This window comes from Streptomyces sp. NPDC088350, assembly GCF_044753545.1.
Lineage (GTDB): Bacteria > Actinomycetota > Actinomycetes > Streptomycetales > Streptomycetaceae > Streptomyces.
In genome coordinates, this window is sequence record NZ_JBIVNL010000014.1 from 111,596 (window position 1) to 127,704 (window position 16,109).

Annotated in this window: 18 protein-coding genes and 3 tRNA genes; 5 read left to right on the plus strand and 16 right to left on the minus strand. The window is 69.6% G+C overall.

Translation table 11 applies throughout. From position 1 onward, the window contains the following. Positions 1-96: 96 nt before the first annotated feature. The 6 genes from ACIQBL_RS39525 to ACIQBL_RS39550 form a co-directional block, all read right to left on the minus strand. Complete coding sequence (locus ACIQBL_RS39525; RefSeq protein ID WP_401951339.1) at positions 97-1,023, minus strand: hypothetical protein; 927 nt, start codon at positions 1,021-1,023, stop codon at positions 97-99. A 156-nt stretch (positions 1,024-1,179) separates the two neighbouring features. Further along, the gene (rplA, locus tag ACIQBL_RS39530) at positions 1,180-1,905 is read right to left on the minus strand and encodes a 50S ribosomal protein L1 (RefSeq protein ID WP_401951341.1); all 726 of its coding nucleotides are present in this window, start codon (positions 1,903-1,905) and stop codon (positions 1,180-1,182) included. A 77-nt stretch (positions 1,906-1,982) separates the two neighbouring features. Continuing rightward, positions 1,983-2,417, minus strand: a complete 435-nt coding sequence (rplK, locus tag ACIQBL_RS39535; protein WP_019072313.1) for a 50S ribosomal protein L11 — start codon at positions 2,415-2,417, stop codon at positions 1,983-1,985. A 208-nt stretch (positions 2,418-2,625) separates the two neighbouring features. Beyond that, a complete protein-coding gene (nusG, locus tag ACIQBL_RS39540) occupies positions 2,626-3,489 on the minus strand; it encodes a transcription termination/antitermination protein NusG (protein WP_401951344.1) in 864 nt (287 codons plus the stop codon). 78 nt (positions 3,490-3,567) lie between these two features. Further along, positions 3,568-3,855, minus strand: a complete 288-nt coding sequence (secE, locus tag ACIQBL_RS39545; RefSeq protein WP_043682763.1) for a preprotein translocase subunit SecE — start codon at positions 3,853-3,855, stop codon at positions 3,568-3,570. A 113-nt stretch (positions 3,856-3,968) separates the two neighbouring features. Then, positions 3,969-4,041 (minus strand) — tRNA-Trp (locus ACIQBL_RS39550). A 260-nt stretch (positions 4,042-4,301) separates the two neighbouring features. Between ACIQBL_RS39550 and ACIQBL_RS39555 the strand changes: the two genes are divergently transcribed. Beyond that, positions 4,302-5,528 carry a pyridoxal phosphate-dependent aminotransferase gene (locus tag ACIQBL_RS39555; RefSeq protein WP_401951347.1) on the plus strand — a complete coding sequence of 409 codons (1,227 nt, stop codon included), beginning with the start codon at positions 4,302-4,304 and terminating at the stop codon, positions 5,526-5,528. A 130-nt stretch (positions 5,529-5,658) separates the two neighbouring features. After that, positions 5,659-6,699, plus strand: a complete 1,041-nt coding sequence (locus tag ACIQBL_RS39560; RefSeq protein WP_401951350.1) for an adenosine deaminase — start codon at positions 5,659-5,661, stop codon at positions 6,697-6,699. Here ACIQBL_RS39560 and ACIQBL_RS39565 read toward each other — a convergent pair. Together ACIQBL_RS39565 and ACIQBL_RS39570 are read right to left on the minus strand one after the other, a co-directional pair. Then, complete coding sequence (locus tag ACIQBL_RS39565; RefSeq protein WP_401951353.1) at positions 6,680-7,345, minus strand: hypothetical protein; 666 nt, start codon at positions 7,343-7,345, stop codon at positions 6,680-6,682. The genes ACIQBL_RS39560 and ACIQBL_RS39565 overlap by 20 nt on opposite strands. A gap of 30 nt (positions 7,346-7,375) precedes the next feature. Further along, the gene (locus tag ACIQBL_RS39570; protein ID WP_401951656.1) at positions 7,376-8,014 is read right to left on the minus strand and encodes a TetR/AcrR family transcriptional regulator; all 639 of its coding nucleotides are present in this window, start codon (positions 8,012-8,014) and stop codon (positions 7,376-7,378) included. Positions 8,015-8,139: 125 nt separating this feature from the next. Here ACIQBL_RS39570 and ACIQBL_RS39575 point away from each other — a divergent pair, with 125 nt between their 5' ends. After that, a complete protein-coding gene (locus tag ACIQBL_RS39575) occupies positions 8,140-8,772 on the plus strand; it encodes an NAD(P)-dependent oxidoreductase (protein WP_401951356.1) in 633 nt (210 codons plus the stop codon). 19 nt (positions 8,773-8,791) lie between these two features. Here the strand turns inward: ACIQBL_RS39575 and ACIQBL_RS39580 are convergent, their stop codons facing one another. The 3 genes from ACIQBL_RS39580 to ACIQBL_RS39590 all read right to left on the minus strand — a co-directional run bounded on the left by ACIQBL_RS39580 (position 8,792) and on the right by ACIQBL_RS39590 (position 12,407). Further along, positions 8,792-9,847, minus strand: a complete 1,056-nt coding sequence (locus tag ACIQBL_RS39580) for a UDP-N-acetylmuramate dehydrogenase (RefSeq protein WP_401951359.1) — start codon at positions 9,845-9,847, stop codon at positions 8,792-8,794. 393 nt (positions 9,848-10,240) lie between these two features. Further along, a complete protein-coding gene (locus ACIQBL_RS39585) occupies positions 10,241-11,740 on the minus strand; it encodes a DHA2 family efflux MFS transporter permease subunit (RefSeq protein ID WP_401951361.1) in 1,500 nt (499 codons plus the stop codon). 94 nt (positions 11,741-11,834) lie between these two features. Continuing rightward, positions 11,835-12,407 (minus strand): TetR/AcrR family transcriptional regulator, encoded by a 573-nt coding sequence (locus tag ACIQBL_RS39590; RefSeq protein WP_401951363.1) that lies wholly within the window; start codon positions 12,405-12,407, stop codon positions 11,835-11,837. Positions 12,408-12,454: 47 nt separating this feature from the next. Here ACIQBL_RS39590 and ACIQBL_RS39595 point away from each other — a divergent pair, with 47 nt between their 5' ends. Then, on the plus strand, positions 12,455-12,913 hold the full coding sequence (locus tag ACIQBL_RS39595; protein ID WP_401951366.1) for a hypothetical protein: 459 nt from the start codon (positions 12,455-12,457) through the stop codon (positions 12,911-12,913). Positions 12,914-13,010: 97 nt separating this feature from the next. Here ACIQBL_RS39595 and ACIQBL_RS39600 read toward each other — a convergent pair whose 3' ends face one another. The 5 genes from ACIQBL_RS39600 to ACIQBL_RS39620 all read right to left on the minus strand — a co-directional run bounded on the left by ACIQBL_RS39600 (position 13,011) and on the right by ACIQBL_RS39620 (position 14,429). Further along, positions 13,011-13,439, minus strand: a complete 429-nt coding sequence (locus ACIQBL_RS39600; RefSeq protein ID WP_401951368.1) for a MaoC family dehydratase — start codon at positions 13,437-13,439, stop codon at positions 13,011-13,013. Between the two features lies 1 nt (position 13,440). Beyond that, entirely contained in the window at positions 13,441-13,893 is a 453-nt protein-coding gene (locus tag ACIQBL_RS39605) for a MaoC family dehydratase N-terminal domain-containing protein (RefSeq protein WP_401951371.1), read from the minus strand. Positions 13,894-13,984: 91 nt separating this feature from the next. Next, positions 13,985-14,149 carry a 50S ribosomal protein L33 gene (gene rpmG, locus ACIQBL_RS39610; RefSeq protein ID WP_003948671.1) on the minus strand — a complete coding sequence of 55 codons (165 nt, stop codon included), beginning with the start codon at positions 14,147-14,149 and terminating at the stop codon, positions 13,985-13,987. 88 nt (positions 14,150-14,237) lie between these two features. After that, positions 14,238-14,310, minus strand: a tRNA-Met gene (locus ACIQBL_RS39615). Between the two features lie 46 nt (positions 14,311-14,356). Further along, positions 14,357-14,429 (minus strand) — tRNA-Thr (locus tag ACIQBL_RS39620). A 266-nt stretch (positions 14,430-14,695) separates the two neighbouring features. On the opposite strand from ACIQBL_RS39620, the gene ACIQBL_RS39625 reads away from it, so the two are divergent. Next, entirely contained in the window at positions 14,696-15,973 is a 1,278-nt protein-coding gene (locus ACIQBL_RS39625; RefSeq protein WP_401951374.1) for an amidohydrolase family protein, read from the plus strand. The last annotated feature ends 136 nt before the right edge of the window (positions 15,974-16,109 follow it).

Sequence of the window (16,109 nt, forward strand, 5' to 3'; positions counted from 1 at the left end):
CGCACGGCAACGACCAGCGGTCTTTGGCTTCTGGAGCAGAGTACGCGAGCGTCACGGATTCAAGCAAATCCGCCCGTACGGCTCAGTCCCGACCACTCAGGAACTCGAACCGGACCCGCTCGCGGCGTCGCCGCCCTGCTTCTTCAGCAGGGCCGTGAAGTCCTCGGTGTCGCTCGCCGGGGGCACAGTGGCATCGGCCTTCACGCCGTAGTCGCTGTAGTAGGCGGTCTGGGTGTAGTGGCCCGAGGACATCTCGCCCTTCTCGATCTTCTTCACCAGCAGGTCCTGGGCGTTGACCCAGATGTCGACCTGCTCCGTGGAGACACCGGCGGCGGTGAGCTGCTTCTTCAGGCCGGCGAGCTGGCTCGCGGTGAGGTTGGAGTTCTTGGAGGCGAGGTCGGCGACGTTCACCGTGCCCGAGTAGTGCGTGGTCTTCTGGCCGCGCACCGACTCCGTACCGACCTTCTTGACGTCCCCGGAGGCGAGCAGGAGCTTCACCGACTGGTTCGGCGTGGAGTTCTGCATCTGGTCCTTGAGGTACGCCCCGGAGCTGCCGCCGAGCTTGGCCAGGTCGTCGTAGTCGTACTTGATCCAGTGCTTGCCGCCCGCCTGCTCGGCGAACTTCTCGCCCATCTTCGCGTAGTAGGCGTCGGGCAGATAGCGGGCCTCCATCGACGTGCTGCCGGCCGCGCGCATCGTGTCGGCGACCGTGCCGCCGGTGTACGTCATCGTGAGGGTGCCGGTGATGCCGTCGCTCCAGCCGAGGTTGCCCTTGGCGTCCATGGACATCAGGGAGCCCATGACGGTGGAGGACTCGACCTTGGCGGAGTCCGCCTTGTCGGTGGACTGCTCGGCGCTGCGCAGGGCCGCTATCGGGCTCACCCGGGTCGCGCTCCGGCCCGCGGCCCTGTCGTCCTTGCCCGAGCCCCCTGAAGAGCCCGAGGAGCCGCAGGCGGCCACTCCGGCCAGCGCCGTCGCCACCGCGATCGAGAGGCCCACCCGGCGCACGGTCCTGCTCTTCATTCGTCCCCACCCCTATGTGATTGCTGTGCCTGCCCATGACGCTAGCGCAGCGCACTGACACCCCGTACGAAAAGAGGACGAGCCCCGCACCACGAAGGTTGCGGGGCTCGCCCAATTGACGCGTACGCGACGCGGCTACCGGGGTGAGCGCGGGGCTCAGACGGCGGCCGGGTCCTCCTCGGCGAGGAGGTTGCGGGTGCGGTTCGGGTCGAGCGGAATGCCGGGGCCGATCGTGGTGCTGATCGCGGCCTTCCTGATGTAGCGACCCTTGGCGGCGGACGGCTTCAGACGGAGGATCTCGTCCAGGGCCGCGCCGTAGTTCTCCACCAGCTTGGTGTCGTCGAAGGACGTCTTGCCGATGATGAAGTGCAGGTTCGAGTGCTTGTCGACGCGGAACTCGATCTTGCCACCCTTGATCTCGGTGACAGCCTTGACGACGTCCGGGGTCACGGTGCCGGTCTTGGGGTTCGGCATGAGACCACGGGGACCGAGCACGCGGCCGAGGCGGCCGACCTTGCCCATGAGGTCCGGGGTGGCGACGACGGCGTCGAAGTCCAGACGGCCCTTCGCCACCTCGTCGATCAGCTCGTCGGAGCCGACGATGTCGGCGCCCGCGGCGGTCGCGGCCTCGGCACGGTCACCGGTCGCGAAGACCAGGACCCGGGCGGTCTTACCGGTGCCGTGCGGGAGGTTCACGGTGCCACGGACCATCTGGTCGGCCTTGCGCGGGTCGACACCCAGGCGGAAGGCGACCTCGACGGTGCCGTCGAACTTGGTCGTGGAGGTCTCCTTGGCGAGACGGACGGCCTCGAGCGGGGCGTAGAGCTTGTCCCAGTCGATCTTGGCGTCCGCAGCGCGGAGAGACTTGCTGCGCTTGCTCACTACTGCTCCTGTGTATGTCTGAGGAGTCGTGGTACGGGCCGAGCAGGCCCCACCACGGTACTTCTACGGGGTGAAGGTCAGCCCTCGACCGTGATGCCCATGGAACGGGCGGTGCCGGCGATGATCTTCGACGCGGCGTCCAGGTCGTTGGCGTTCAGGTCGGGGAGCTTGGTCGTGGCGATCTCACGGACCTGCGCCTGGGTGATCTTGGCGACCTTGGTCTTGTGCGGCTCGCCCGAGCCCTTCTCGACACCGGCGGCCTTGAGGATCATCTTCGCGGCCGGCGGGGTCTTGGTGACGAAGGTGAAGGAGCGGTCCTCGTAGACCGTGATCTCCACCGGGATCACCCAGCCACGCTGCGACTCGGTGGCCGCGTTGTAGGCCTTGCAGAACTCCATGATGTTGACGCCGTGCTGACCGAGCGCGGGGCCGACCGGCGGAGCCGGGTTCGCCGCACCGGCGTTGATCTGGAGCTTGATGAGCCCCGTGACCTTCTTCTTCTTGGGAGGCATTGCTCTCCGGGTCCTTTCGATTCGGGTCCTGCCCACCTCCGGGAATCACCCGGACGCAGGCATACCGCACAACGATAGCGGGTATGACGCCGTGGCCAAAAACGAGAAAGGTCAGGGGGTTCACTGGGAACCCACCTGACCTGCCCCACCTAGGGGCGCGGGGAACTGCGCGACCAGCCCCCACGACCCGCAGTCGAAGTACTACTGGTTAGTTCTTCTGAATCTGATCGAACGAAAGCTCGACCGGCGTCTCGCGACCAAAGATCTCCACGAGACCCTTGACCTTCTTCGAGTCCGCGTTGATCTCGTTGATGGTCGCCTGCAGCGTCGCGAACGGCCCGTCGGTGACGGTGACCGAGTCGCCGACCTCGAAGTCCAGCACCTGGACCTCGACCTTGCGCTGCGGCATCGGCTTGCCCTCGGCCTCGGCCGCCTCACGCGCGGCCTTCTCCTCGGCCTCCGGAGCGAGCATCTTGACGATCTCGTCCAGGGTCAGCGGGTACGGGTCGTAGGCGTTGCCCACGAAGCCGGTGACACCCGGGGTGTTGCGGACGACGCCCCAGGACTCGTTCGTCAGGTCCATGCGGACCAGGACGTAGCCCGGGAGCTTGTTCTGCTTGATGGTCTTGCGGTCGCCGTTCTTGATCTGGACGACCTCTTCCTGCGGCACCTCGGCCGCGAAGATGTAGTCCTCGACGTTCAGCGAGACGGCGCGCTGCTCCAGGTTCGTCTTCACGCGGTTCTCGTAACCGGCGTACGTGTGGATGACGTACCACTCGCCGGGCAGGAGGCGAAGCTCCTCGCGCAGGGCGGCAACGGGGTCGACGGGCTCGGCCGGCTCGGCCTCTTCCTCGTCGCCCTCGACCGCGTCCTCGGCGTCGAGTTCCTCGGTCGCTTCCTCGTCCTCGTCCTCGTCGTCGACGTGTACGGCGGCTTCCTCGGCGGGCTCGCCCGCGTCTGCGTCTGCAGCCTCGACCTCGTCCAGGTCGTCGTCCGCGCCCTCGACGATGTCGAGTTCGTCTTCCACGGACTCGTCCGGCTCGACGGCCTCGTTCAGGTTCGGGTCAGACACGGTGGCTGCTTCTTCCTGGATACATGGGGGTGGAACACGCGAAAGGGGCGCCGGTCAGGGCGCCCTTCGCTTCCGGCCTCAGCCGAAGACGTACTTCGCGGCGTGATTGAGTCCATAGTCAATCACGGTCACCAGACCGATCATGATGAGGACGAAGAAGATCACGACCGTCGTGTACGTCGTGAGCTGGTTGCGCGTCGGCCAGACGACCTTGCGGAGCTCCGCGACGATCTGGCGGTAGAAGATGCCGAGGCGCTTCAGCGGGCCCTTCTTGGCGCGCTTGCCACCCTTGCGGGCCTTCTTCTTGGACTCCGACACCTCGTCCTGGGCATCAGGCATGTCGATGGAGCCCACGGCGTCCGCCATTCGTCCTCACCTGTTCCCGGGTCGTGGCCGTGCCGCGCCCGGTCTGAGCCGCACGGCGGTGCATTGCTGTGTAAACATGCGCTGCGCACACATCCTGGCGAAGGTGTGTGTAGCAGGGCCGGAGGGACTTGAACCCCCAACCGCCGGTTTTGGAGACCGGTGCTCTACCAATTGAGCTACGACCCTTTGTGACGTTCTCCAACGTACCGCATCCGCCCGAGTGCTCGGTGTGCACCAAGTAGGGCGCGGCTGTTGAAGGCCAACGAGCTAGGAGTGTACGTGCTCCGGGGCCGGTCGTCGAACAGAAAGTGCCTGTACGGGGATTGCCGGAGGAAGATCGCCCAGGCCTGGGCGGAAAACCGGACGGTTGTTCAGTGCCTTCCCGATCCTGTTCAGTCTGTGAAACCGGTGTGCCGGGCGGGTTTCCGGTCTGAAACGATGGGCCCATGAGCGCCTCAACCCCTCCCACCGAGCGCCGGGTCTCCGCCCGAGTCGGCGCGATCTCCGAGTCCGCCACCCTCGCCGTGGACGCCAAGGCCAAGGCCCTCAAGGCCGCCGGGCGTCCGGTGATCGGCTTCGGCGCGGGTGAACCGGACTTCCCGACCCCGGACTACATCGTGCAGGCCGCGATCGAGGCCTGCTCGAACCCCAAGTACCACCGCTACACACCGGCCGGCGGCCTGCCGGAGCTGAAGGCCGCGATCGCCGCGAAGACGCTGCGCGACTCGGGCTACGAGGTGGACGCCTCGCAGATCCTGGTCACCAACGGCGGCAAGCAGGCCATCTACGAGGCCTTCGCCGCGATCCTCGACCCGGGCGACGAGGTCATCGTCCCGGCGCCGTACTGGACGACGTACCCGGAGTCGATCCGGCTCGCGGGCGGTGTCCCGGTGGACGTCGTCGCCGACGAGACGACCGGTTACCGCGTCACCGTCGAGCAGTTGGAGGCGGCCCGCACCGAGAACACCAAGGTCGTCCTCTTCGTCTCGCCGTCCAACCCGACCGGCGCCGTCTACAGCGAGGCCGACGCCGAGGCGATCGGCCGCTGGGCCGTCGAGCACGGCCTGTGGGTCATGACCGACGAGATCTACGAGCACCTGGTCTACGGCGACGCCAAGTTCACCTCGCTGCCCGCGATCCTGCCGGAGCTGCGCGACAAGTGCATCGTCGTCAACGGCGTCGCCAAGACGTACGCGATGACCGGCTGGCGGGTGGGCTGGATCATCGGCCCGAAGGATGTCGTCAAGGCCGCGACCAACCTCCAGTCGCACGCCACCTCGAACGTCTCAAACGTGGCGCAGGTCGCCGCTCTGGCCGCCGTCTCCGGTGACCTGGAGGCCGTGGCGAAGATGGGCGAGGCCTTCGACCGCCGCCGGAAGACGATCGTGCACATGCTGAACGAGATCGACGGCGTGCTGTGCCCGGTACCCGAGGGCGCGTTCTACGTGTACCCGTCGGTGAAGGCGCTGCTCGGCAAGGAGATCCGCGGCAGGCGCCCGCAGGACTCGGTCGAGCTGGCCGCGCTGATCCTGGAGGAGGCCGAGGTCGCGGTCGTCCCGGGCGAGGCCTTCGGCACCCCCGGGTATCTGCGGCTGTCGTACGCCCTGGGTGACGAGGACCTCGTCGAGGGCGTCAGCCGCATCCAGAAGCTGCTGGCGGAGGCCACGGACTGACGTTTTCGTACCTCCACGCGTGCGTGCGGGCCGTTTCCCTCCGGGGAGGCGGCCCGCTGCTTTGTGCGAGCAAGACCACTATCGGGGAAAGTGGTACCGGCACGGAGGGAACGTACGGCAGGATTCCCGGATGGAGCGTGTACGTGATGTCTCTGAACTGCCGAAAGCCCATCTGCACCTGCACTTCACCGGGTCGATGCGGCCGGCCACCGTGCTGGAGCTGGCCGACAAGTACGGCGTGCGGTTGCCCGACGCCCTGACCGAGGCGCTGACCAGCGGGGAGCCGCCGAAGCTGCGGGCGACGGACGAGCGGGGCTGGTTCCGTTTCCAGCGGCTGTACGACGCGGCGCGGTCGTGCCTGCGGGAACCCGAGGACATCCAGCGGCTGGTGCGCGAGGCCGCCGAGGAGGACGTCAGGGACGGCTCGGGCTGGCTGGAGATCCAGGTGGACCCGACGTCGTACGCGCCCCGCCTGGGCGGGCTGATCCCGGCGCTGGAGGTCATCCTGGACGCGGTGGAGACGACCTCCCGCGAGACGGGGCTCGGGATGCGGGTGCTGGTGGCCGCGAACCGGATGAAGCACCCGTTGGACGCCCGCACACTGGCGCGGCTGGCCGTGCGGTACGCGGACCAGGGCGTGGTCGGTTTCGGCCTCTCGAACGACGAACGCCGGGGTATGGCACGGGACTTCGACCGGGCCTTCGCGATCGCCCAGGAGGGCGGCCTGCTGTCGGCCCCGCACGGCGGCGAGCTGGCGGGCCCGGCCTCGGTGCGGGACTGCCTGGACGACCTCCACGCGACCCGGGTCGGCCACGGGGTGCGCGCGGCCGAGGACCCGCGGCTGATGAAGCGGCTCGCGGACCGGGGCATCACCTGCGAGGTGTGCCCGGCGTCGAACGTGGCGCTGGGCGTCTACGAGAAGCCCGAGGACGTACCGCTACGGACCCTCTTCGAAGCGGGTGTGCCCCTGGCGCTCGGCGCCGACGACCCCCTCCTCTTCGGCTCCCGGCTGGCGGCCCAGTACGAGATCGCCCGCCAATACCACGGCTTCTCGGACCGCGAACTGGCCGAACTGGCCCGGCAGTCGGTACGGGGATCGGCGGCGCCGGAGGACATGAAGACCAAGCTCCTGTCCGGCATCGACGACTGGCTCAGCGCCCCGGTCGCTTGAAGTGCGCGTAGGGCGGATACGGCTTGAAGCAGATCGCGAGCTCGGGGTGGCGCAGGCCGCCCCTTGGGGGCACCAGTTCGTGGTGCAGACAGGTCACGCACGCCGCCTGCCCCTCGACGACCCGCTTCTCCCGCGGCCCCCAGCCGGCCGCGTAGGCGAACTCCGTCGCCGCGCCGGCGAGGACATCACGGCCGCCGATGAGGAAGTACGTGCGCGCGTGCGTCGTGTGCCGCAACAGCCCGCGGTCGTACGGCCGCTCCCGCCACGCGCGCGCGTGCAGCTCGGTACGCGCCTCGTCCGTGCGGACGGTGAGCGGTGTGCCGCGCCCCAACGCCCGCCGCAGTTCAGGCCATTGGGAGGGCCGCAGCCCCGTCTCCGGGCGGGCCAGCACCAGATCGACCAGTTCCCCGCACCCCTCGTCGGGCGGCACGCTCTCGCGCAGCGGGATGTGCACGATGGTGTGCCGGGAGTACGCGGCGAACGAGAAGAGCCCGGCCAGCCGGTTCAGCCCGTCATGGTCCCCCATGAGCATCCCGTACGACGCCGGGTCGCGCAGTGAGGTGTGGCGCAGGGGTTGCGCGGGCTGGACGACACGGTGTTCGTGCGGGCCGGTCCTGGGTCTGAACTGGCGGAGTCTCAGCTCCATTCGGGATGCCTCATACGGCAAGGGTCGCGGTCAGGAGGGGGCCTCGGCAACGGAGATTCCGCCCAGCAGGGTCCGGGCGATGCGTGGCGCGAACTCGTCCACGGGCGGGCGTACGCCGGTCTCCGTCGCCTCGTAGGCGAACACGCGCTGTGCGCAGGCGCCGAGGAGGAGTGACGCGGCGGCGAAGGTGTCCACGTCGGGGCGGACGCGGCCGGCGGTCTGTTCGGCACGGAGATAGGCGTCCAGGCCCTCGATCGGCTTGTGGGGGCCGGAGCCGAGTTGTCGCAGCGCCTCGTCGTGGCGGCGCTTGAGCTGGGTCTCGGCGTACAGGGAGGCCGCGATCGGGAAGCTCTGCTCGTAGAAAAGGGCCGCCTGGCGGGCGATCTCGGTGAGGTTGTCCTCCAGGGAGTGCTGTCCTGGCTCGGCGGCGAGGCTGCGCAGCAGCGGGCTCAGCTGGGGCAGCCGTTCCGCGAGGACGTGGATGAACAGCTCCTCCTTGCTCGCGAAGTACTTGTAGAGCGCGGCTTCGGAGCAGCCGGCCGCCTTGGCGATCTCCTTGGTGGTCGCCCGGGACAGACCGACGGTGAGCATCAACTCGTGGGCGGCGTCGAGGATGCGGACCCGGGCGGGCTTCTGCGCGGCGGGCTCCGCGGCCTGTTTCTGCTGCATGGGGTCCAAGGATTCCATGACCGGTTCCGTGCGGGCTTGACGGGTGGGTGAGTACTTACTCACTCTAGAGGGAGACAGGGGTGAGTGAACGCTCACCCACCTCGCGACAGGCGTAGGAGTAGGCCATGAAACTCACTGTCTTCGGTGCCACGGGAGGCATCGGCCAGGAGATCGTCCGCCAGGCGCTGGCCTCGGGCCACCAGGTGACGGCGGTCGTCCGGGATCCGGCGCGGCTGACCGTGCGGGGCGAGGGCCTGGAGCTGGTGCGCGCGGACCTCACCGACCCCGAGGCTCTGTGCCCGGCGGTCGCGGGCCGGGACGCGGTCCTGTCCGGGCTCGGCGCCCGCAGCCGCAAGGACGCGGGGGTCGCGACCCGGCTCACCCGGACGGTTCTGGCCGCCATGGAGGCGGAGGGCGTGCGCCGGGTGCTGGTGGTGAGCGCCGGTCCGGTCGGCCCGGACGCGGAGGGCGCCGGGTTCCTCGACCGCACCGCGCGCGGGCTGATCTCGGCGCTCCTGAAGGACGTCTACGCCGACCTGCGGGAGATGGAGGCCGAACTGGCCCGCAGCACCACCGACTGGACGTCGGTCCGCCCGCCACGCCTCCAGAACAAGCCGGTGACCGGCACGTACCGCACGGTCGTGGGCGGCTTCCCCGACAAGGGCCGGTTCATCGCGCGGGCCGATGTCGCCCACGCGATGCTGGCGATGACCGAGGATCCCCGGACGGTGAAGCAGGGGGTGGGGGTGGCCTATTGAGGCCCTCCGGAGGGGGCGATCAGAGGCTGACGCCGACCGTCACCGGTTCGTTGACCAGGGTGACCCCGAAGGTGTCGTGGACCCCGGCGACGACTTCGCGGGCCAGGGTGAGCAGGTCCTCGGTGGTCGCCTCGCCGCGGTTGGTGAGGGCGAGGGTGTGCTTGGTGGAGATGCGGGCGGGCCCGCCGCCGTACCCCTTGGTGAAGCCGGCCTTGTCGATCAGCCAGGCGGCGGAGGTCTTGGTGTGGCCCTCCCCCGCCGGGTACGCGGGCGGCTCCGCGCCCTCGCCGAGGCGCTCCTTCACGCGCGCGTGGAACGCGGTGAACTGCGCGTCGGTGAGGATCGGGTTGGTGAAGAAGGAACCGGCCGACCAGGTGTCGTGATCCTCGGGGTCCAGGACCATGCCCTTGCCCGCACGCAGCCCGAGCACGGTCTCACGGGCCCGCGCGAGCGGCACCCGGTCACCGGGCTCGACACCGAGCACACGGGCCGTCTCGGCGTACTTGACCGGCGCCGAAAGCCCGTCCGCGTCCTCCAACTCGAACCGGACACGCAGCACGACATAGCGCTCGGGGTCGGCCTTGAAGCGGCTGTGCCGGTACGAGAAGGCGCACTCCTCGTTGGTGAGGGCGACCGTCTCGCGGGTCGTACGGTCGTAGGCGATCACCTCGGTGATGGTGGCGGAGACCTCCTGGCCGTACGCCCCCACGTTCTGGATCGGGGTCGCGCCCGCCGATCCGGGAATCCCGGCGAGGCACTCGATCCCGGCGAGCCCGGCCTCCACGGTGCGAGCGACGGCATCGGTCCACACCTCACCGGCCGCCAACTCCAGCCGCGTGCCGTCGAGTTCGAAGCCGCGCGTGGCGATCCGCAGGGCGGTGCCGTCGAATCCCTTGTCCCCGATGACCAGGTTCGACCCGCCCCCGATCACCAGCAAGGGCGTCCCGGCGTCATCGGCCTCACGCACGGCGTCGATCACCTCGGCATCGGTGCTCGCGGTGACCAGCCGGGCGGCGGGCCCGCCCAACCGGAAGGTGGTGAGGGGGGCGAGGGGAGCGTCGTGGAGTTCCTGCACGGGGCCAAGAGTACGAGACGGGACTGACAACGCCGGGCGGGGTGGGGTGGGGCGCGTCTGCTTTTGGTGTGGGTGAGCGGGGTGGGCGGGTGTGCGTGCGGGGGCTGAGCGTAGGGCGGGGTGGAGCGGTACGAGGCAGGCGTTCGGTACCGAGGGCGCGGGCGGCACCCACCGGGTGGTACGCGTCCGGCACGGAGCACGCGTTCAGCGCAGGGCACTGCCGATCGCGCGGGGTGCGGATACGCGGGACGCGGGTGCCGCGTCCACCCTGAGCGGATGTCCACCCTGAGCAGACGCTCCCCGGACAGACGCCCACCACCGGCGAAGGCGCACACGCGCGTGGGGCCCCACCAGCGATGGCGGGACCCCACGCGTGCGTGCCGGATGTTCGGCTCAGCGGCTCGCAGCCTCCAGCACCGGGTCGGACCCGGAACCCCCGGCCGAATCCGCGCTCCCCGTCGGCTCCGCACCCTCCGCCGACTCAGCGGCGCCGCCCACCGCCGCGAGCTGCGCCGCCCGGCGCCTCGTCGGGATCAGCAGGGTCGCGACCCCGGCGAGGGCGACCACCGCCGCGCCGGTGACCAGCGCGGGCTTCAGGCCGTCGACGAAGGTCTGGGCGGTCTGGTAGCCGCCCTGGGCCGAGAAGATGGACGCCATGACGGCGATGCCGAGGGCGCCGCCGACCTCGCGGAGCGCGTTGTTGGCGCCGGAGGCGATGCCCTGTTCCTGCGGGCGGACGCTGGACATGACCAGGTTGGAGGCCGGCGCGAAGAACAGGGCCATGCCGATGCCACTGAGGATCAGGCCGGGCAGCTGGGCGGCGTAGGAGACGTCGGTGGTGACGACGTAGGACATGTAGCCGAGGCCGGCGGCCTGCAGGAAGAGGCCGCTGGCGACGACCGGGCGGCCGCCGATGCGGTCGGACAGGATCCCGGCGATGGGGGCGACGAGCATCGGCATACCGGTCCAGGGGAGCATCCGCAGGCCCGCCTCGGTGGGCGAGTAGCCGAGGACGCCCTGCATGTACTGGCTGAGCAGGAAGATCGAACCGAACATCCCGAGGAACATCAGCAGGCTCGCGGCGTTGATCCCGGAGAAGGCGCGGGAGCGGAACAGGCGCATCGGGAGCATGGGGTTCTTGGCGTTGACGCTGTAGAGGACGAAGCCAGCGAACAGCGCGCCGCCCGCGAACAGACCGGCGAGGACGAGCGAACTGGTCCACCCGTCGGCGGGCCCGCGGACCAGGCCGTAGACGATGCCGAAGAGGCCGCCGCTGGCGAGCAGGGTGCCGGGGATGTCGAGCGGGGCGCCGGTGCCGTGCGACTCGGAGAGGCGCAGTCGGGCGAGCGGGAGCAGGGCCAGACCGAGCGGGACGTTCAGCCAGAAGATCCAGTGCCAGGAGATGTGCTCGGTGAGGCTGCCGCCGATGAGCGGTCCTGAGGCGACGGCGAGTCCGTTCACCGCGCCCCATATGCCGTACGCCATCCCGCGCTTGGCGGCGGGTACGGCCGCCGTCAGCAGGGTCAGTGTCAGCGGCATCATGATCGCCGCGCCGACGCCCTGGACCGCGCGGGCCGCGATCAGGGACTCGATGCCGGGCGCCATGGCCGCGGCGGCGGAGGCGCCGGTGAAGACGGTGATGCCGACGAGGAAGAGCCGACGGCGGCCGAACCGGTCGCCGAGCGCCGCGCCGAACATGAGCAGGACGGCGAAGGTGAGCGTGTAGGCGCTCACGGTCCATTCCAGGTCGCCCAGCGCTCCCCCGAGGTCCTTGCGGATGGACGGCAGGGCGGTGGTGACGACGAGGTTGTCGAGGGCCGCCATGAATCCGGCGACGCTGGTGATGACGAGGGCCCAGACCATGCCCCCGCGCGGTGCGGTCTGTTCTGACATCGCTCCCCCAGTGGGTGATCGCTACTGGCGATTAGTTATCGATGACTAACTTTCGCGCTCACGAAAAGGCGCAGAATCCGCCTCTTGCCGGCGCCTATGACTTCTCCAGCCGACCGGTGACACGGGCCTCCGGGTACAACCCCTCCCAGACCCGGTGCTGGGGCGGAAAACCCATGGCCGCAAGAGTGTTGATCAGCATTCCGTACGCCAGGAAGGTCGTGGTCTGGTCCACATCCGCCCCCAGGGGCACATGCACGACGTCCCAGAGCCTCATCCAGCCCTTCCGCACGGCCTCGCCGAACTCGTGGTCGCCCTCCGCCTCGGCGGCGGCCACCGTGATGTACGTCTGCATCTGCATCTGGAGCTTCTCGGGATACTCCGTGATGAGCTGCACATAGGCGTTGGCCATGGCGTGCAGGGCCTCTTCGCCCTCCAGCCCCTTGCACGCCTTCTCCAGCACCTGGCACACGTCGCCGACACACCGCAGCGAGGCGGCGGCGAAGATCGCCTTCTTGCCCGGAAAGAGCCGGAAGAGATACGGCTGCGAGACCCCGACCCGCTTGGCGATCGCCTCGGTGGAGGTGCCGTAGTACCCCCGCTGCGCGAACTCGGCGATCGCCGCGCGGATGACGCTCTCGCGCCTCTCCTCTGCGCTCATCCTGACCATGCGAGAAAGTTAGTACTCAATCACTAACTACGTCAAGGGGTGGGTCGATGGGGTTCCGGAGCGGCGGCCGGGATACTGCTCCCGTGCTGCTGACCTGGATCGCGGAGCTGGCGGACGAGCCGCTGATACTGAACCCGGCCGACCGGAGTACGGAGTTGCACACCAACACCTGGCGGTTGGGCCCTGAGCCGGGCGACAGGCACGCCCCCTCCGTCGCCGCTGTGGTGACCGCCGTCGAGCGCACCGCCGAAGCCATCCGGTCCCGGATCCGCGAACTGGACTTCCAGGGAGTCGCGACGTTCTACGTGTGGCACGACACACAGTCGGGCCACCTCCGTTGCTCGACGGCGTCACTGCCGGTGACCGAATTGCCGTTCGGCGGACGCTACCGGCCCTCGTACGATCTCGCGCCCATCGTCGAGACCTTCCTCGCCGCGGATCTGCCCGAGTCGGACGACGCGCCGTTTCCCGTGTGGGTCCGGGAGGTCGGACGCCCGGCTCACTGACCGGCGACGGGTGCGGGGTTCACCGGCCCATAGGTAAGGGGCACCCGCAATGGCAGACGCCCCTTACCGCAACTCACCCCGGCCGATGTCCGACCGCTCAGGCCAGCCGTACGACCGCCCGTGACATCCCCAGCACCTTCTGCCCGGCGCTGGTCGCCACGAGGTCGACGCGGACCGTGTTGTCGTCGAGCTTGGCCGCGACCTTGGCGCTGACCTCGACGGTCGCGCCCCGGTCGTCGTTCGGGACGACGACGGGCTTGGTGAAGCGGACGCCGTACTCGACGACCGCGCCCGGGTCGCCGGCCCAGTCGGTGACCACGCGGATCGCCTCGGCCATGGTGAACATGCCGTGCGCGATGACGTCCGGGAGCCCGACCTCCTTGGCGAACTTCTCGTTCCAGTGGATCGGGTTGAAGTCCCCGGAGGCGCCCGCGTACTGGACGAGGGCCGCGCGGGTCACGGGGAAGGCCTGGGCGGGCAGCTCGGTGCCGACCTCGATGTCGTCGTACGCGATCTTCGCCGTCATGTCAGCTCTCCTCCGCCGCGCGGGCCACGAGCTTGGTCCAGGCGGTCACGACGTGCTCGCCCGCCTCGTCGTGGACCTCGCCGCGGATGTCCAGGATGTCGTTGCCCGCCATGGACTTGATCGCCTCGATCGTGGAGGTGACCGTGAGGCGGTCACCGGCGCGCACGGGGCGGACGTAGAAGAACTTCTGGTCGCCGTGCACGACCCGGCTGTAGTCGAGGCCGAGCTGCGGGTCCTGGACGACCTGTCCCGCGGCCTTGAAGGTGATGGAGAAGACGAAGGTCGGGGGGGCGATCACATCGGGGTGACCGAGCGCCTTGGCGGCCTCCGGGTCCGTGTATGCCGGGTTGGCGTCCCCCACCGCCTCCGCGAACTCACGGATCTTCTCCCGGCCCACCTCATAGGGGTCGGTGGGCGGGTAGGACCGCCCTACGAAGGACTGGTCGAGCGCCATGCCTCGGCACCTCCTGATGCTTACTTCTTCTGATAAACGACACGAGGCCGCCCCCAACATGCGGGGACGGCCTCGTGTACGAGCCTGATACTTATCGCGTTTCGCGATGCGCGGTGTGCGCATTGCAACGCGGGCAGTGCTTCTTCATCTCCAGTCGGTCCGGGTTGTTACGCCGGTTCTTCTTGGTGATGTAGTTCCGCTCCTTGCACTCCACGCAGGCCAGCGTGATCTTCGGGCGGACGTCGGTGGCAGCCACAGGAGTGCTCCTTGACGAACGGATGGGACTATGAACGCATAACAGAGTAGCCGATCGAAGGACCGACCCCACAATCGGCTACTGTCAGTAGCGGTGACCGGACTTGAACCGGTGACACAGCGATTATGAGCCGCTTGCTCTACCGACTGAGCTACACCGCTGTGATGGGATCGGTTCCCACCTTGCGGTAGGAACCTCTCACACCAGAGCCCCAATACGGAATCGAACCGTAGACCTTCTCCTTACCATGGAGACGCTCTACCGACTGAGCTATTGGGGCGAGCGATGAAGACATTACACGCTCCGCCGCCGTTCACCCAAATCCGTTTCGCGGCACGGCTCCAGCCCCTTCGGCGGCCCTCCCAGCGGCCTCAGGAGCCCCTCCCGCACGGCGGACCACACCGGTACGACTATTGCGCTCCTCCCGGCCGCGAGCGGATCACCGCCCTAGGCTCGACTCACTCTGCGTGATCTTGCGCCCCTTTGCGCAGCCCCAGTCCTGAGCCCCGAAGCCGAGCCCGCGAAGCCCCGATCCCCTGGAGCGCGATGCCCGACAGCCAGCCCCAGCCGTCCCACTCGTCGTCTGGTCCGTCGGGTTCCTCAGGCTCGTCGGGACCGGCCGACCCGGCCGCGCTCCTGTTGTGCGGGGCCCGGCTGACCGACGGCAGGACCGTGGACGTGCGGCTGGGCGGCGGGCGCATCGAGGCGGTCGGCACGGCCGGCAGTCTGGCGACGGACGCCACACGCGCGTGCGGGTCGCGGGTGGACCTCAGCGGCTACCTCCTCCTCCCGGCCCCGGCCGAGCCGCACACGCACAGTGACACCGCCCTGTCGGCCGAGAACGGCGGACCGGTCTCCTACGACCCCGACGACGTCCAGCGCCGCGCCACCGAGGCCGCCCTGCTGCAACTCGGGCACGGGGCCACGGCACAGCGGGCACACGTGCGCGTGGGGGACGTTCAGGGTTTGGGTGCCTTGGCCGCCGTACTGCAGGCGCGGCGGGCGCTGCGGGGGCTGGCGGAGTTGACGGCGGTGGCGATGCCTCGGCTGCTGACCGGAGTGGCGGGGGCTGACGGGCTCGCGATACTGCGGGACGCGCTGAAAATGGGTGCCTCCGTAGTGGGCGGTTGTCCAGATCTGGACCCCGATCCGACGGGGTACGTGGAGGCGGTCCTGGAGGTCGCGTCCGAGCACGGCTGCCCGGTGGATCTGCACACGGATGCCGCCGACCCGACCCGTCTCGCCCGGCTGGCGGCGGTCGCGGGCGGGATGCGCCCCGGGGTGACGCTCGGCCCGTGCGGCGGTCTGGGACGGCTGCCCGCGGACACGGTCACGCGGATCGCGGACCAACTGGCGGCGGCCGGCGTGACGGTGGTGTGCCTGCCGCAGGGCGGCTGCGGCGGCGTCGACCGACGGGGCACGGCTCCCGTACGACTGCTGCGCTCCGCCGGCGTCCAGGTGGCGGCGGGCAGCGGCGCCCTCCGTGACGTGTCCAACCCCGTGGGCCGCGGGGACCCCTTGGAGGCGGCCTACCTACTGGCCTCGCGACACGGGATGCGGCCCGAGGACGCGTACGACACGGTGAGTTCGTCGGCACGCGCGGCGCTCGGCCTGCCCGAGGTGCGGGTCGAGGCGGGGTTTCCGGCCGAACTGCTCGCGGTGCGCGGCGACCGCCTCGCGGGCGCGCTCTCGCTGGCGTACAGCCGGATCGTGGTGCACCGGGGGCGCGTGGTGGCACGGACGAGCGCGGTGCGGGAGTACTGCAACACGGCGGCGGGCTCGGAGTTGGGGCTGCCGCGGCAGGGACGGGGCGAGTTGTCGTGAGCCGCCGTTCCCGCGCCGGGGCGTACGCCTGAGGCGCTGGGGCTCGTGTTCGCGTGCCCGGCGCGTGCGCCGTGGACGCGTGCTGCTGGGACGCGGCTGAAGTCATGCGGCGCGTGCGGCCGTCCGGGCGTACGGT

What these genes read in the sequence shown, in the direction of transcription:
- ACIQBL_RS39525 (WP_401951339.1), bottom strand. Translation starts at nt 1,023, where the DNA reads ATGAAGAGCAGGACCGTGCGCCGGGTGGGCCTCTCGATCGCGGTGGCG.
- rplK (WP_019072313.1), bottom strand. Translation starts at nt 2,417, where the DNA reads ATGCCTCCCAAGAAGAAGAAGGTCACGGGGCTCATCAAGCTCCAGATC.
- secE (WP_043682763.1), bottom strand. Translation starts at nt 3,855, where the DNA reads ATGGCGGACGCCGTGGGCTCCATCGACATGCCTGATGCCCAGGACGAG.
- ACIQBL_RS39555 (WP_401951347.1), top strand. Translation starts at nt 4,302, where the DNA reads ATGAGCGCCTCAACCCCTCCCACCGAGCGCCGGGTCTCCGCCCGAGTC.
- ACIQBL_RS39560 (WP_401951350.1), top strand. Translation starts at nt 5,659, where the DNA reads ATGGAGCGTGTACGTGATGTCTCTGAACTGCCGAAAGCCCATCTGCAC.
- ACIQBL_RS39565 (WP_401951353.1), bottom strand. Translation starts at nt 7,345, where the DNA reads ATGGAGCTGAGACTCCGCCAGTTCAGACCCAGGACCGGCCCGCACGAA.
- ACIQBL_RS39570 (WP_401951656.1), bottom strand. Translation starts at nt 8,014, where the DNA reads ATGCAGCAGAAACAGGCCGCGGAGCCCGCCGCGCAGAAGCCCGCCCGG.
- ACIQBL_RS39575 (WP_401951356.1), top strand. Translation starts at nt 8,140, where the DNA reads ATGAAACTCACTGTCTTCGGTGCCACGGGAGGCATCGGCCAGGAGATC.
- ACIQBL_RS39585 (WP_401951361.1), bottom strand. Translation starts at nt 11,740, where the DNA reads ATGTCAGAACAGACCGCACCGCGCGGGGGCATGGTCTGGGCCCTCGTC.
- ACIQBL_RS39590 (WP_401951363.1), bottom strand. Translation starts at nt 12,407, where the DNA reads ATGGTCAGGATGAGCGCAGAGGAGAGGCGCGAGAGCGTCATCCGCGCG.
- ACIQBL_RS39595 (WP_401951366.1), top strand. Translation starts at nt 12,455, where the DNA reads ATGGGGTTCCGGAGCGGCGGCCGGGATACTGCTCCCGTGCTGCTGACC.
- ACIQBL_RS39600 (WP_401951368.1), bottom strand. Translation starts at nt 13,439, where the DNA reads ATGACGGCGAAGATCGCGTACGACGACATCGAGGTCGGCACCGAGCTG.
- ACIQBL_RS39605 (WP_401951371.1), bottom strand. Translation starts at nt 13,893, where the DNA reads ATGGCGCTCGACCAGTCCTTCGTAGGGCGGTCCTACCCGCCCACCGAC.
- ACIQBL_RS39625 (WP_401951374.1), top strand. Translation starts at nt 14,696, where the DNA reads ATGCCCGACAGCCAGCCCCAGCCGTCCCACTCGTCGTCTGGTCCGTCG.